At 47.3% G+C, this 15852-nt stretch carries 10 protein-coding genes; 4 read left to right on the forward strand and 6 right to left on the reverse strand.

Translation table 11 applies throughout. The annotated features are described in order from the left end of the window. Positions 1–6: 6 nt before the first annotated feature. Positions 7–2250, reverse strand: a complete 2244-nt coding sequence (gene purL, locus SFV55_RS15380; protein WP_320030408.1) for a phosphoribosylformylglycinamidine synthase subunit PurL — start codon at positions 2248–2250, stop codon at positions 7–9. A gap of 241 nt (positions 2251–2491) precedes the next feature. Between purL and SFV55_RS15385 the strand changes: the two genes are divergently transcribed. Further along, entirely contained in the window at positions 2492–3025 is a 534-nt protein-coding gene (locus SFV55_RS15385; protein WP_320030409.1) for an SRPBCC family protein, read from the forward strand. Between the two features lie 115 nt (positions 3026–3140). On the opposite strand, the gene SFV55_RS15390 is transcribed toward SFV55_RS15385, so the two are convergent. After that, entirely contained in the window at positions 3141–4271 is a 1131-nt protein-coding gene (locus tag SFV55_RS15390; protein WP_320030410.1) for a Gfo/Idh/MocA family oxidoreductase, read from the reverse strand. A 153-nt stretch (positions 4272–4424) separates the two neighbouring features. Between SFV55_RS15390 and SFV55_RS15395 the strand changes: the two genes are divergently transcribed. Beyond that, positions 4425–6806, forward strand: coding sequence for a LamG-like jellyroll fold domain-containing protein (locus SFV55_RS15395; protein ID WP_320030411.1), 2382 nt, complete (start codon positions 4425–4427; stop codon positions 6804–6806). A gap of 55 nt (positions 6807–6861) precedes the next feature. On the opposite strand, the gene SFV55_RS15400 is transcribed toward SFV55_RS15395, so the two are convergent. Together SFV55_RS15400 and SFV55_RS15405 are read right to left on the reverse strand one after the other, a co-directional pair. Then, on the reverse strand, positions 6862–8520 hold the full coding sequence (locus SFV55_RS15400; protein WP_320030412.1) for a choice-of-anchor B family protein: 1659 nt from the start codon (positions 8518–8520) through the stop codon (positions 6862–6864). Positions 8521–8525: 5 nt separating this feature from the next. After that, positions 8526–9173 (reverse strand): YigZ family protein, encoded by a 648-nt coding sequence (locus SFV55_RS15405; RefSeq protein WP_320030413.1) that lies wholly within the window; start codon positions 9171–9173, stop codon positions 8526–8528. Positions 9174–9392: 219 nt separating this feature from the next. Here SFV55_RS15405 and SFV55_RS15410 point away from each other — a divergent pair, with 219 nt between their 5' ends. After that, positions 9393–9962, forward strand: coding sequence for a DUF1599 domain-containing protein (locus SFV55_RS15410; RefSeq protein ID WP_320030414.1), 570 nt, complete (start codon positions 9393–9395; stop codon positions 9960–9962). A 73-nt stretch (positions 9963–10035) separates the two neighbouring features. Continuing rightward, positions 10036–11493 (forward strand): MauE/DoxX family redox-associated membrane protein, encoded by a 1458-nt coding sequence (locus SFV55_RS15415; RefSeq protein WP_320030415.1) that lies wholly within the window; start codon positions 10036–10038, stop codon positions 11491–11493. A 73-nt stretch (positions 11494–11566) separates the two neighbouring features. Here the strand turns inward: SFV55_RS15415 and SFV55_RS15420 are convergent, their stop codons facing one another. Together SFV55_RS15420 and SFV55_RS15425 are read right to left on the reverse strand one after the other, a co-directional pair. Next, positions 11567–14431: an SDR family NAD(P)-dependent oxidoreductase gene (locus SFV55_RS15420; RefSeq protein ID WP_320030416.1), complete on the reverse strand. Its 2865-nt coding sequence runs from the start codon at positions 14429–14431 to the stop codon at positions 11567–11569. Positions 14432–14505: 74 nt separating this feature from the next. Then, positions 14506–15852: a TlpA disulfide reductase family protein gene (locus tag SFV55_RS15425; RefSeq protein ID WP_320030417.1), complete on the reverse strand. Its 1347-nt coding sequence runs from the start codon at positions 15850–15852 to the stop codon at positions 14506–14508.

Below are 15852 nucleotides of genomic sequence, written 5' to 3' on the forward strand. Positions count from 1 at the left end.
TTAATGTTAGATTGCATTTTCCATTTTTTGACCCAAAGTATGGTCATAAATGGCTTTCCAGTCGTTCAGTGGGCCGTAGTCTTCGCCATCTACCACGATGCGTTTTCCTGTCACCTCACCGATTCTGGTAAAAGGAACATTATGGGTGTTGAGGTAGTTGACCAGATCGTCTTCTTTTTCCGAAGGGGTAGTCACCACAATCCGACTTTGGCTTTCGCTGAAAAGATAAACATCCTTGCGGAAATTGTCGTCTGTTTCTACTTCAAAACCAATGTTTCCGGCCAAGGCGGATTCGACCAAACAGGCAAAAAGCCCTCCTTCTGAAATATCGTGGGCTGACTCAATCAAGCGACGGCGGATCAATTTTGAGATGTTCAACTGAATGTGGAACTCTTCATCCAAATCGATGCCGGGGGCGGGTGACAATTGCACCTTGTGCACCAGACGCAGGTATTCTGAGCTGTTGATGTCGTTTTGTGGCGTACCAATCATGTAAATCAAATGGCCATCTTTTTTAAAATTAAGGGTCATTTGGTATTTTACATCATCCAGAATTCCCAACATCCCGATGGTGGGGGTGGGGTGGATGGGTTCGGTACGGTCCTTGAATACCGATTGGTTGTAAAAACTTACGTTGCCACCGGTTACCGGGGTGTCAAACTTCCGACAAGCATCCCCCATTCCCTTGATGGCATTGACAAATTGCCAATATACCTCTGGGTTTTTAGGGCTGCCGAAGTTCAGGCAGTTCGTGATGGCCACGGGAGTACCACCAGAGCAAACAATGTTGCGGGCAGCTTCCGCCACGGCAATCATAGCCCCAGTATAGGGATCAGCGTGTACGTAGGTCGAGTTGCAATCCACCGTGAGTGCCAGTGCTTTGTTGGTGCCTTTCACCCTTACCAGTGAAGCATCCGAAGGGGCATTGGTACCCATGTTGTTGGTGCGCACCATGGAGTCGTACTGCTCGTAAATCCAACGTTTTGATACAATATTGGGCGAAGCAAATACGGTTCGTGCCACCTTTTTCAGGTCCTTAGGCTGGTTGATGTTCTTTACATTGAACTTGTTGACCTGATCGATGTATTTGGGTTTCTGGTAATCGGGTTGGTAAACGGGTGCGCCGCCACCCAAAACCAGGGATTCGGCAGGTACATCGGCAACCAGTTCGCCGTGGTGATAAAACTCCAAGCGACCGGTATCGGTTACCTCTCCAATTTGTTCACACTCGAGGTCCCATTTATCAAATACATCCAATACTTTTTGCTCCTGGCCCAGGTGTACCACGATCAACATGCGCTCCTGGCTTTCGGACAACAGAATTTCCCAGGCTTTCATATTGGCCTGACGGGTAGGTACCTTGCTCAGGTCGATGCGCATGCCACACTTGCCCTTGGCGCTCATTTCGGAGGTAGAACAAGTGATGCCCGCTGCGCCCATGTCTTGCATGCCTACTACTGCACCGGTTTTGATCACTTCCAAGGATGCTTCCAACAGGAGTTTTTCCTGGAAAGGGTCACCTACCTGTACTGCTGGCAAGTCGTCAGCAGAATCTTCGGTGAGATCGGCCGAGGCAAAAGTTGCGCCATGGATACCGTCTTTGCCGGTTGCAGAACCGACAATGAACACGGGATTGCCTACTCCTTCGGCAATGGCGGAAACCGTTTGACCTACCCGGACGATGCCTGCGGACATGGCGTTCACCAGGATATTCTGGTTGTAACAATCGTTGAAGTATACTTCTCCGCCGACGGTAGGTACCCCAAAGGAATTGCCATAGTCACCAATACCTTTCACCACCCCTTTGATCAGGTGTTGGGTATGGGCATTGTCGAGGTTGCCAAAACGCAGGGAATTGAGTGCGGCAATGGGCCGGGCACCCATGGTAAAAATATCGCGGTGGATACCACCTACTCCGGTAGCTGCTCCTTGATAGGGCTCGATGGCGGATGGGTGGTTGTGAGATTCAATTTTGAAGGCACAAGCCAGGCCATCTCCGATGTCGACGAGGCCGGCATTTTCTTCACCAGCTCCTACCAACAGGCGTTTGCCATCGCGGGGTAAGGTCTTGAGCCAGTGGATAGAATGCTTGTAGGAACAGTGTTCAGACCACATGACGGAGAAAATACTCAACTCCGTAAAATTGGGCGTACGCCCCATGACTTTGACAATCCGGTCAAACTCGTCCTCGGTGAGTCCCAGATTTTGGGCCACTTGGGCATTGATTTCCGGTTCGGATACGTGCTGCATCAGCATTTGGGTTTAAAAGCGCAAAGATATAAACCCGGTACTCAAATAGCCATAAGCGTGTTGAAATTTTTCGGCTTAATGTGAGATTGAAGTTTTTAAATGGTAATTCGGGGCCAATTGCACGAATTTGGCGGAATCACCCCGCTATTTTGGTTAAATTTTCCATTTTTTTGTTTTAAAAATTAATTTAACTTTGTTTTTGTATTGATTTAATTGATAATTGTTTCAAAACGCTAGTTACATGAAAGCACTTAAAAAAATCCTATTGGGCATTGTTGCCCTGATCGCCCTTGTTTTGATCATTGCCCTTTTTGTCAAAAGGGATTTTGCGGTGGAGCGCTCCATCACCATCAACAAACCCAATCAGGAGGTTTTTGACTATGTAAAAATACTGAAAAACCAGAAAAATTGGAGCACTTACAGCCAGGCTGATCCCGAGATGAAAGAATTTTACAAAGGTACTGACGGTACGGTCGGTGCAGTATATGGCTGGGAAAGTAAAATGATGGGAAATGGAGAACAGGTGATTACCAAAGTAGTGGAAGGAGAGCGGGTAGATATTGACCTCATCTTTAAAGGAATGATGGGTGGAACTTCTCCGGCCTATCTGGCTACTAAAGTATTGAGTGATTCTACAACTCAGGTGACCTGGGCCATGAGTGGGAAAATGAACTACCCTATGAATTTTATGGGGCTGTTTATGAGCATGGATGACATGATCGGCTCGGAGTATCAGAAGTCTTTGGAGCAGTTGAAAGGCGTGTTAGAAAAGTAAAACTTCTTAGGTGCCTCTTCGGTGCCTTGGGATTCTTAGGTGGTGAAAAGAAAGAGCTGCATTCTTTTCACCACCTAAGAATCCTAAGGCACCAAAGAGGCACCTAAGAGGCAACTTATTTTCCCAATTGAATCGGTTTAGCCATACTCTGCGCTTTCAAAGCCAGCTCTGTTGCCAACAAACAATGTGCCTGTGGCATCGCCGTTTCCGTACGGTTCAGCACATCATCCACCAATAAAGTCCCAAAAGGCAGCGGTTCCTTATTACAATCGATGTATTTGGTCTCTTTTTGATTCACCAGATACAGGTGATTCCCGTTGTCATGACTGGCAATGTCGATGTTTTTACGGATTTCAATATAGCCCTCGGCACCCAGGATGGTCAGTCGGCCATCGCCCCAGGTCTTCAAACCATCCGGCGTAAACCAATCCACCCGAATGTAACCCGTGCCTTTATTGCCTTTGATCATCACATCCCCAAAGTCTTCAAACTGCGGATATTGGGGATGATTGACATTGCCCACTTGTGATGCGACGATTTCTGCCTGGGTTGAACCCGTGAAAAAAAGAAACTGATCAAATTGATGCGAAGCAATATCCGTGATGATGCCTCCATAATTTTTGACATCAAAAAACCAGGGCGGACGGGTCGACACATTCATGCGGTGGGGCCCCATGCCGATGGTTTGAATCACTTTGCCAATGGCACCTGCTTTCACCAACTCTCCAGCTTTTACCGTGGCGCGGTTTTCGTGCCTTTCGCTGTACATGATAGAATAAATGCGTTTGGTGGCTTGTTGTACTGCGCGTACTTTTTTCAATTGAGCCAGACTGGTGACGCCAGGCTTGTCCACCAAATAATCCTTGCCGTGTTGCATTACTTCGATACCCAAGGGTGCCCGCTCGATGGGGATACCTGCGCTCAGGATGAGCTGGATGGAGTTGTCTTCCAGGATTTCCCGTTTGTCTTTGGCCTGTTTGGCGTTGGGGTATCTTTTGGCAAAAGCGGCAGCAAGGTCTGCTTCCTTGGCGTAAAAAGCCACCAACTGGCCACCGCCTCGGGTCACTGCGTCGACCATGCCGTTGATGTGGCCGTGGTTGATGCCAATGACCGAAAATTTGATGCGGGGCTCGGCAATTGGTTTTGCAAAAGTTGTTTGTGGGAGGGAGGAGAGGATGGCCATGCCCGTAGCGGTGGTGGCGGTCTCTTTTATAAAGCGGCGGCGGTTGAAAAGGGTGGTTTTCATTGGTTGATGTTTATAGTTTTAAACGTGAGTTTTATCTGAAGTAAAATTAAAAAAAACCAGCGCTCAGCCATCCCCAAAAATCCCCTCTTGCCAATCTCCGCACAAATCCCTAACTTTCCCCATTACTTTTTTGTCCCACTAACCGATTTACAAATGCGTCCCCAAATTCTGTTGTTACTCTGCCTGCCGCTGTGGCTGTGCGGACAAACTGCGCCTATTGGCTATTATCCTTTTGAAGGCAGTGCCGAGGATAAAAGCAGTCTGCGCAATGATGCCCAGATTTTTGGCAATCCCCGCTGTGTACCAGGGATTAAAGGCTCCGCCTATCAACTGGATGGCAACGACTACTTTGAAGTGCCCAATGTACCGGACATCAACGACCTCACGTCCGAGTTTACTTTTGCCTGTTGGGTGTTTCCAACGGCTACCAGCGGCAATACGGTTTCGATCATCACCAAATCCAATTCTAATTCTTTGAACACCCCTTTTAACATGGCTTATCAGGGCGGCAGTTTGATTCCATATGTGCGCTACACCCAACCTGGACTATTTGCCAATGCAACCCAGGTTTTTGTGAACCAGGCGCCTTTTGCGGTTAAACTCAATGAATGGAATTTTGTGGTTTGGCGCTTCAATCGAGGCAAACTGGACATCTTTTTGAACGGCAATTTAGTGGCCAGTGTTACCTTGCCGTTCACTGCGGTACGCCAAAACAATGCTCCATTGGTAGTTGGCCACGATGAACCAGGCGCCGAAGAATTTTTTATCGGGATCATCGACGAACTTTACATTTACAACAAAGCTGTATCGGACCAGGACTTACTGGATTTATACAACTCCTATACCTTGCCGGAAAAAATAGCCAAACCAGTCAGTATTTGCGACGGCGAAGTGTACCGTAAGCGCAGCGTTGCCGGTTTTTATGCCGACACCATTAGGACCGCCAGAGGATGTGATAGTGTGAGTTATTTTCAACTTTCGGTAAATCCCAGTCCGCGCTTCACCATTGATACGGCCATTTGTAATGGTCAAAGCGCCTTTGGCTATACCTATACAAATACCTATTTTGACACTTTTCAAACCCGTTTGGGCTGTGATAGCATTCGGACCATCAACTTGAAAGTATTGCCCCATACCGCTTCAAATATCATCAGGGGAATTTGCGCCGGACAGTCCTTTGAGGGCTACACTACCGCTGGTACTTATGTGGATGTATTAAGAAACGCCGTAGGTTGTGATAGTGTGCGTACCATTCAATTGTTGGTTTTTAGGCCCGATACTACACTTATTGAACAAAGCATTTGTGCGGGTGAATCTTTTTTGGGTTATACGGGTACAGGTATTTATCAGGATACATTCAGAAACTTTCGAGGCTGCGACAGTTTGCGCATTGTGCGCCTGACGGTACTTAGGCCAGATACTACCCAGGAAACGATGCAAATTTGCTCGGGTAAAAGTTTTGGAGGCTACAGCAGTTCAGGAACCTATACGAATAGTTATCAAGGCAGTGATGGATGTGACAGTGTTCACATTTTACGCCTAACTGTTTTGCCTCCGCTTAGCTCCGCAACAACCTCAAATATTTGCTCTGGCCAGGCTTTTGAAGGGTATTCCCGCAGCGGGATTTATCGCGATACCTTTCAAACCGGTTCAGGTTGTGATAGCATCCGAACCTTGACCCTTACCGTGTCTCCACCCCTAAGTGCTCAGCGTCTGGAGAGTATTTGTGCTGGCGAAATTTTTGAAAGGTATACGCGTAGTGGAATTTACCGTGATACTTTTAAAACGGTAAAGGGTTGTGACAGCATTCGGGTGCTGCAACTGGCCGTTTTACCCCCTGTAAGCCGAAGTGTCAATGCGAGTATTTGCCCGGGGGAAGTAGTAGAAGGTTATAGCCAACCAGGTACTTATGTGGATACCCTGGTATCGATGATTGGCTGTGATAGTGTGCGCACTTTGGTATTGAGAGCCACCGATGCCAAAAGATTCAGTTTGACCAAACGGATTTGTGCGGGCGAATCTTTTCTGGGATACAAAGTTACAGGGACTTATATCGATACCCTTCGTGCTGGAGGTGCAGGTTGCGACAGTATTCGCACCTTACTGCTTACCGTAAACGCCAAAGCTGAAAATACCCGCGAAGTGAACATTTGTGCCGGTGGGAATTTTGAAGGATTTACCCAATCAGGGACCTATTCCAAAACCATTCAGCGCCCGGGTCTGTGCGATAGCACCTACACGCTTAAACTCAATGTTGGAGCCGTTTTTGTGCCCAATGCTTTTTCTCCAAACGGAGACCGCATCAACGATTCATTCAAAATTATGGCAGATGCAGGTAGCGAATTGAAGGTGCTCCGCTTTTTTATCAGGGACCGCTATGGTAGCTTGGTCTTTCAAGGCACAGACTTGAGCAGTGAATGGGATGGTACAGTCCGTGGTCAAAAAGCCAATATTGGGGTGTATTTTTATGCCATTGAACTGGAATGTGGCGGTAAAAGGTCGGTTTTGAATGGGGGAGTGCATTTGCTTAGGTGAGTGAAAAGCGAATAGTGAAAGTGTTTGTGCAAAAAATCACTATTCGCTTTTCGTTCTATTGTTTTACCACACTTACTGCCTTACTACTTCCCTCAACACACTGCACTTGCACCCAATATTGGCCTTTGGGCCAATTTTCACCAATCTGGATTTGGCCGTTTCCGGGCAACAAGGGATATTTTTCAAGGACTGTACCGAGGGAATTGTACACCCTCAGTTCCGCCGCGTATCCTTGGTTTTGCCAAGTGTAGTTCAGGCGTAAAGACTCGTAAAATGGGTTGGGGCTGGCAAGGAGCTGTAAGGGCAATTGTTTGATGTTCTTGAGGCTGGTGGTAAAGCCATCTGGACGCAATTTTACATTTTGAATGTTCACTTTCCCGTTGGTAAAAACGACGGAAAGGGTATCAGGTTGATAACCTTCCTTGTAATAGACAACCTGGTAAGTGCCACTCTGGGCAATGCCTGTAGCGTATTCTCCAGAGGTTTTGGAATATTCCAGGTTAACCTGTGGCGCTAATATTTTTACTTCTACTTCTGTCACCGGGTTGTTGGTGCGGGCGTCGGTAATCAAACCCTCTAGGAAGCAGGCTTTTTGGTAGTTGGGCTTGAACACCCACAAACCACTTTGAATATCCGAGGCAATCAACAAACCACTGGGAAAATAGGGATAGATGCCCCAAACCCCGGCAAATCCACCATCGGGGCCAGGGTAGGTATCGTAACTGCCAACTTCAACGAGGTTGCTCGGGCGACTGGCATCCACAATTTTTACCCCATCGGTATAATAGGCTGTAGGTAAAAAGCCCTTCAGGTAATGGGTATTGTGCGGAACTACCCCACGCCCCCGCGTAGCAGCCGCGGTGAAAACGTCCAGCAATTCGATGTTGTTGAGGTCGCTCACCTTGTAGGCATCGATACTGGCGTTGAGGCGTTCATCGGTGGTAAACAGGTATTTGCCATCGTCGGACAACCAACAGTTGTGCGTAAAGCGTGAGGTGGTGGTGATGGAGTTCAGAAGCACAGGGTTGGCCTTGTTTTTGACGTCCAGAATGTTGACCCTGCCACTGTAGATGTCGGAACTCCATACCGTATCCCCTCGGGTGAAGTTGTCGTGAGAATAGAGGCCTGTTTTGACCGCCCCCAGGTATTTTGGCGATTCCGGGTTTGCCTTGAGGTCATACATCACCACAGCGCCATTGTTTACATTGCAACCTGAGAGGTACATCACCCCATTTTCATCAATCCAGATGGTATGGCATCGTTCGACCAATCCGGGCATGAGGGGATCAATCGGAGCCTGGGGTTTGATGAGTTTCCAGGTGATGGCGTCCGGTGCATTTTTCATGTTGATGACCAGCAATCCATCGGGCACATTGTCAATGGTGACGTAGACGTAATCTTTGTAGGATTTCATTTCGCGCCAAATGCTGCGGGAACCGGGAATGAAGGCTACTTTTTTAGGCTTTTTGGGGTCCGTCAACAAATAAATGGCCGTGCCAATGCGGGTTCCCAAAACGGCGTATTCGCGCCCCTGTCCATCTACATAGCCCCATATGGCACTGTAAAGATCGGTAGGGTATTCATTGACATTGGCCTGGAGTTCCAGGTTGAAGTTGGGTTGTTGGGATTGGGCCAAGCCTTGGGGCGAACCCCCAATCATTGCCCCAGTACACAGCAAAAAAGCAATTAGAATGTGGTACAGCGGGTATTTCATGTGTATCATTTTATTTGTTCAATTTCCAGCCCTGCTACATTTTCAAGGTCAAGGGCTTCTTCCAGGCGCAGCCCAGCTACCCAGGCTTTGAGTTTAAAGAGGCTGTCTTTTACCTCACTTTTGGGAATGGCAATGGTGACCTTGCCCAAGTCCCCAAAATCCTGCTCCAGCATGGGTAAGCCCAGTTTTTTAATGGCATTCATCACATCACTCATGATGGCATAATCGAAGGTGAGGCGGTAAAAATCTTCCACCGTTTTTTCAATGATCTCGGCTTTCTCCAGGGCGTCGGCTGCACAAAGGCGATAAGCGTTGATAAGTCCGGAAGTGCCTAGCAAGGTGCCGCCAAAATAGCGCACCACCACTATGAAGACATTGGTTAGGCCAAAACTGTCGATTTGGCCCAGGATAGGTCGGCCAGCGGTGCCGCTGGGCTCTCCGTCATCGTTGGCGCGGTAATTGTTTTTGTCCAAACCCAATCGAAAGGCAAAACAATGATGAGTAGCCTTGGGGTGTTCCTTGCGGATGGTCTCCAGGAGGGGTGGCCAGTCTAGTTCCGAAGATATAGGATAGGCATAGGCAATGAATTTACTGCCCCGATCTCTGAATTCACCTACACTTGCCTCCTTAATCGTCAAATACTCATCACTCATTTCCACTACGCATAAAGTCTATTGTCAAATATTTACAAGCTGTTAACAGGCATTCTCAGCGCCTCTGTTGATCTTTGTAACGCATAAACCTGTGATCAGTGTTTAAACGAGGTAGCACTATTCGTGTCAATTAAACGTCGATTCCCAAAACAGCAAGCAGATCAATGGTTTCAATTTACTGCATTTGTTTACTTTTGTGCCGGAAAACCATCAAGTACAATGGATACTTTAGCACAGTATGATGCCGTAATGGCGAAATGTAAGGAGATTTTTTTGAAAAAAACGCGGGATTATGGCACCGCGTGGCGGATTTTGCGCCCCACCTCGCTAACGGATCAACTGTACATCAAGGCCAAACGTATTCGCAATCTGGAGGAAACTAAAACCCAAAAAATTGCCGACTCCATTGATTCTGAATACCAGGGCATCATCAATTACGCCATCATGGCGCTGATTCAACTGGAGCTAGACGAAGCGGCACTTCGGCCTGGCTCAGTGACCGCCGGATTGGAATTGGAAGCCAGCAAGGTGGAAACCCTATACGACGCGCAAACTCAGGTTATTCGGGATTTATTGGCGCTCAAAAACCACGACTACGGAGAGGCCTGGCGCGATATGCGCATGAGCTCTTTTACAGATATGATTCTGATGAAGTTGTTGCGCATCAAACAAATCGAAGAAAACGAGGGAAAAACCCTGATTTCAGAAGGTTTAGATGCCAATTATCAGGATATTGTGAATTATGCGGTATTTGCATTGATTAAAAAGGTTGAGGAGTTGAGGAGTTGAGATCGGCACTTCGACTTCGCTCATTGACCGATCTCAACTCCTCAACTTCTCAACTCCTCAACTACAAACAACCATGACCATTTTTACCCTCGTCCTTTACGTCGCCATTGTAGCGGCAGTGTTTACCGGGATTACCCACTTTGTTTTGAAAAAAGTGAACAATCTTTTGGTAAGCTTTTTGCAACACTTTTGTGGCGCTCTTTTTGTGTTCTCGGGTTTCGTCAAGGCCATTGACCCACTGGGCACAGCATACAAGATGGAGCAGTATTTTGCCAAATTCGAAAGCACCTTTGAAAGCACCTGGTTCTCGTTTATTGCACCCTTGTTTCCCTTGTTGACCAAATATGTCAATGGTTTTTCGGTGTTTATGATCGTTTTTGAGATTCTTCTGGGTGTCATGTTGATCATCGGTTCCAGCCGCCGGTTTACCGCCTGGGCTTTTTTCCTGCTGGTGTTGTTTTTCACCTTCCTGACCGGGTTCACTTATTTGACTGGCTATGTATCTCCCGACGTCAATTTCTTTGCCTTTGGCAAATGGGGACCATATGTAGAAACCAATATGCAGGTAACCGATTGTGGTTGTTTTGGTGACTTTTTGAAATTGAAACCCAAAGTTTCTTTCTTCAAAGACCTCTTCCTGATGATTCCGGCGATCATTTTTATCGCAAGAGCCAGCAAGATGCACCAGTTGTTTACCCTGCCGACGCGCAGCATTTTGAATGCAGCAACGGTTGTGGGGATTACCTTGTACTGCTTCAATAACTACATTTGGGACATTCCTGCGATCAACTTCCGACCTTTTAAACCGGGCGTAGATGTGGTGAAACAAAAAGAAGCGGAAGAAAAGGCCTTGCAAGAGGTAAAAATCCTGGCTTATCGCCTAACTGATAAAAAGACCAAAGAGGTCATCGAAGTGCCATACGAGCAATTCCTAAAGGAGTTGGACAAATATCCTGGCGAGAAATACGAATTTGATCAGGTAAAATCCGAACCCGCTATCCCGATCACCAAAATCAACGATTTCGACCTGACTGGCCCTGATGGCAGCAGCGTAACGGAAGACTGGAAAGGCATCAAAGGCTACCACTTTATGATTGTAGCGTACAAACTCTATGGTGAGGAGTCTGGGACCAAAACGGAAACGGTTCAGGACACCCTTTTCAAAATGGGACCGGATTCGACCAAAGTAGTGGATTCTATCGCAACGCGCAACATTACCCACAAGTTGTATACCTGGGATGAGCATTATGTAGCCAAGTGGAAAAAACTGGTAGCCGAAATGACCAAAGCAAAAGAAGCTGGTGCTACAGTGTATGCCATCACTAGCCCTTATGACCCAGCGATGATCGATGCATTTAAGGAAAAAACAGGCTTCAACTTTCTGACGCTGCGTGCTGACGATATCTTGTTGAAGACGATTATTCGTTCTAATCCAGGGGTACTGTTGTTCAAGGATGGAACGATTGTGGAAGATTGGCACATCCGGAAATTACCGAGTTTCGAAGAGGTGAAGGCGAAGTATATGAAATAAAATAGATTTGCATAAAAAAAAGGGGTGCGCAGATAAATTCTGTGTACCCCTTTTTTATTCCAATCAATTTTACTTACGGCCTCCCAGAGCGATCTATCACCGTTGCACTCGCCTGTTGCGTTCCATAAATCACCACATCCTGAATATTGACATGGGATGGCTGGGTAGCCATGTAATAGATGGTATTCGCCACATCCTGCGAAGTCAGCGGTTGGAAGTCATTGTAAATTTTGGCCCGATCGGCGTCACCATCGAAACGCACCAGCGCAAACTCCGTTTCTTCCACGTGGCCGGGGGCAATTTGACTTACCCGGATGTTGTATTTGTGCAAGTCCAGGCGCATGGTCCGGGTCAGCATATCAACTGCCGCTTTCGAAGCACAATAAACATTCCCCATTGGGTAGGGTTCCTTGCCTGCAATCGAACCAATGTTGATGATATGGCCTCTGTGTTGGGCCACCATCATTGGGCTGACGCAACGGGTTAGGTAAAGCAGACCTTTGATGTTGGTATCGATCATCTCTTCCCAATGCTCCAGCGAGCCTTCCTGGATTTCAGACAAACCTTTTGCTTTGCCTGCGTTGTTCATCAACAGGTCGATGCTGCGCCATTCTTCTGGTAAATTCTGGATGTTTTCAGCGACCTTGTGGTAGTCGCGCACATCAAAAACCAAGCCTAAGACTTCAGCCCCAGCCTGCATCAATTCCGCTTTAACCGCTTCCAAACGATCTTCACGACGCCCGGTAAGGATCAAACGCCAGCCCGCCTGGGCAAAAGTACGGGCCGTGGCCAAGCCAATTCCAGAAGTCGCGCCAGTGATCAGGGCTGTTTTGGCAGGAGGCATTTCGAAGGGCTCCTCTACAATGGGCTCTTCCTCTACTACCGCTTCTTCCACCTGGGCCGCTTTGGCTTTCAGTAATTCTTCCAGGCGCAGGATGTTCTGTTTAAGGGCCTCAATGGTGTCGTGTTCGATAGAAAGCAGCGGTGAAAGTGGTGGAGCGCTAATTTCTTCGACTACCCCTGCAATTTCTTCGAGCGCCACAGGCTCTTCGTCTGCAACGGAATCCTCAATTGCAGTAGGAACTTCCTCTTCAATTGCTTCAACTTCTGGTTCGGTAGGAGTACCTAGCCCTCTGAAGGCAATTTCATTTTCCGGCGTTTGCAACTCAGGGTTGTTGGCGATGGCTGCTTCGTAATATTCCAGTGCCTTGGCGGCATCACCAGCAGTATGGTAAATCAGCGCCAGGTCGTAATTGGCAAAAGGGTGTTTGCTTTGAATCTCCAGGGTTTTGAGAAACCATTCTTCAGCTTTGGTCGTTTTTCCCATCACATCGGCCAGGATAGAGGCATACTGGTAATGAGCGTCAGCATTGCCGGGGTTGCGTTTGGCTGCTTTTTTAAAACATTTGGCAGCGTACTCTACATCTTCCGGGAAATGGGCTTGAAGTACCGTACCTAAGCGGTAGTGAACGTCCGTAAATTCATCATTGATGTCGATCAGCCGCTCATAGTGTTTGCGGGCGGCATTGAAATCTCCCTGGAGTTCAGACAATTCTCCAAGCAAGAAGAAAGCTGCTTCGTGGTCGGGATCAATTTCAGTAGCCAAGGCCAATTGTTCCAGTGCTCCGTTGAGGTCGCGGGTATTTTGGGCCAGAATCAATCCGTAGAAATAATGCATTTCCGCACTACCAGGATAAATTTTGATGGCTTGTTTCATGTAATTGATGCCCGCTTCTACCTGGCCTGATGCTACTAACCCCCGGGCCTCACGAATCAGGTCGCTTACCTTATCATTACTTTCTTCTTCGTCCACCTCATCGTCGTTATCGTCATCTGTCTCGTCGGAACTGGCCACTTCACTGCTGGAATCTTCATGAGCATCAGCATCGGGCGTATCCAAGTACGCATCGGTATGCGTAACTGCCACTTCAGCAGTTTCTGGTTCAACTACTTCGTTAATGTTTGCTTCGGCGATTGTTCCTATTTCGGGTTCCAGCGCAGGAATTTCCAATGGGATTTCTTCCAGTGCCGTTGAGGCATGTTCAGCAATAACGACCCCAAGGTCTTCCAGGTTTTCGGCCAACTCAGCGCCCGTCCATTCCTCCAGATTTTCTGCTAATTCATGCCCGGGTTCTGCCATTGTTGAGGGCTTTTCTGTTACCAGTTCGGGTTCTTCGGGCCTTGCTTCTATTTCATTTTCCTGAAACAATTCGGCAATGGGGTTTTCCTGTAGCGCGGGTTCAGTTGGCAACTCTGTTGTACCGACTGCAACTTCAGTATCCACTTCTGCCGATGGGTCGTCCTGAAAATTCAAATTCGGAACATTGGATTTGAAAGCTGACCACTCTGCAGAATCCTCCACAAATTCAAAAAACGCCCGCATGTGGTTTTCGATAAAATCCCCAAACTGGTAGTAACGCATGTTGCGCAGCACCCGCAGGAATTCACTTGCTTCGCTGGAAACCTGGCGGAGGATGCGCAAATTTTCATTCAGTTCTTCTCGTTTGTCTGCCTCGTTTTCTGCTTCAAATTTGCGTTTTTGGCTTCGCAGGTCCAGGTATTTGTTTTGCCAATAATTGATATAGGGAATGATGTCGCCAATGCGCTCAAATTTGGTGGGCGTATTGACCCACTGGCCGCTGGCTTCATCCTTGTTGCGGCCATCAATGACCAGAGGAAGAATGTTGCTCGTTTTTTGTTGCACCAGTTGCAGGGCGCGATTCATACAATGTTCCGAGCGGAGAAAATTATCGCTAATGAGCAGCAAGATGGTGCCATCAAAGTCGCGCAGTTGTTCCGCCAGTGTGGCTTCCTCTGCATTTTTTTTGCAGTAGTAGTGGCTTACACTATATGATGTCTGACTTAGTGCTTTATAAAGCGATTCTGCAACCGGGAGGTTATCGATACAGTAAGCTAGTGCTATTTTTTTAGTTGCCATGGTTTTCTTTCGGTTTCTAGGTTGTTTGGTTTTGAAAAAAGACATTATGCCTAAAGGCGAAAAATTCCGTTTTGCTATTGCTGTACGGATTTAGTGGTCAAAAGTTGCGATATGAAACGGCTAAATTCCATTTTAAATTGCTTGTATTCACTGGTAGCAGGCCCTGCAAAGCCCGTATGGATGAGTTGCACCCGATCATTTTGATCCACTATGATCATGGTTGGAAAGGCCAACACAGCGTTGAGCATGGGCAAAACCTGTGAGGCTTCGGCTTTGTCGGAACTTCCGGCCAGGAGCAATTCATAGTCCATTTTGAAATGCTGCTTGTACGTACGCAGGGAGCCCATGGCTTTTTCTTTGTCTTTGTAACGTTCAAAGGCCAACGCAATGACCTCCACATCTTGATCGGGATGTTCTTTTAAATATTCTACCAAAAACTCCGTTTCATCCCGACAATTGGGGCACCAGGTGCCCATTAGTTGGATGATTTTTACCTTGTTTTTGTAGCGGGCGTCTTTGAGGCTTACTTTTTTGCCATCTGGATTTTCGAAGGAAAAATCAAAACGGTCGTAACCGGATTTGAGGTAAGTCAGGCTATGTGCATCAGCCAATTTGGCTTTGGGATTGAATTTTGCCTCCCAAGAGGTTTGGTACAAATGCCCGGAGCGGAAAGAGCCGATCATGGTGCTGTCCTTGGGGTCTATTTTTCCCTCAAATAAAAAAGCATGAGTGCCGTCAAAGCAGGAAAGATACAATTTATTGGCTTGTACGGTGCCTTCCAAATAGCGGTAATCACCCGTTTCAGTCATAAACGTGCCAGTAAGGTAATTGCCATTTTGTTTGAACTCTCCAACGCCTTTGTACTCGTCAGGGGTGCCGATTTCAAATGTGGTTTCCCAACGCCCACTCACATCCATTACGGGTTCCTTGCGCAAGTTGGTGAACCGGTAATCGCGTCCGTGGCGGGCTACAAAGGGAATGCTGTAATTCTCCTTGTTGCGCACCACCCACTGGCCATCGATGGCATTTTCCAAAAAGTAACCCTTGATGTAGGAATCAAAGACCGGGAAATTGATCAGGATGGTGTCTTTAGCCTGGCTTTTGTCGCGGCCAATTTTGATGTCATCTACCACAATCCGCTCCTCACCGTTGATGATTTCGATGTAAAAACTATCCGGCGTCACATACTTTACTTCAAAAAGAAAAGGCAATTCCCCATTGCTGACTTCTTCAAATTTTAAATTGACCTTATCGGGAAGCGGCTCACCACGGGGGTTGGGGTTGATGGGGTTGTTTTCCAGTTTAAGCACTGCCCGCCAAACGCCAGGGGGCAAACCTGTATAAGGATTTTCTGCCGAAAAAAAACAGGAATTCAATCCAAAAATGACCAGTAAATAAAAAACCGAATGGGCGATTTTCAT

This window comes from Haliscomenobacter sp. (genome assembly GCF_033763495.1).
GTDB lineage: Bacteria > Bacteroidota > Bacteroidia > Chitinophagales > Saprospiraceae > Haliscomenobacter.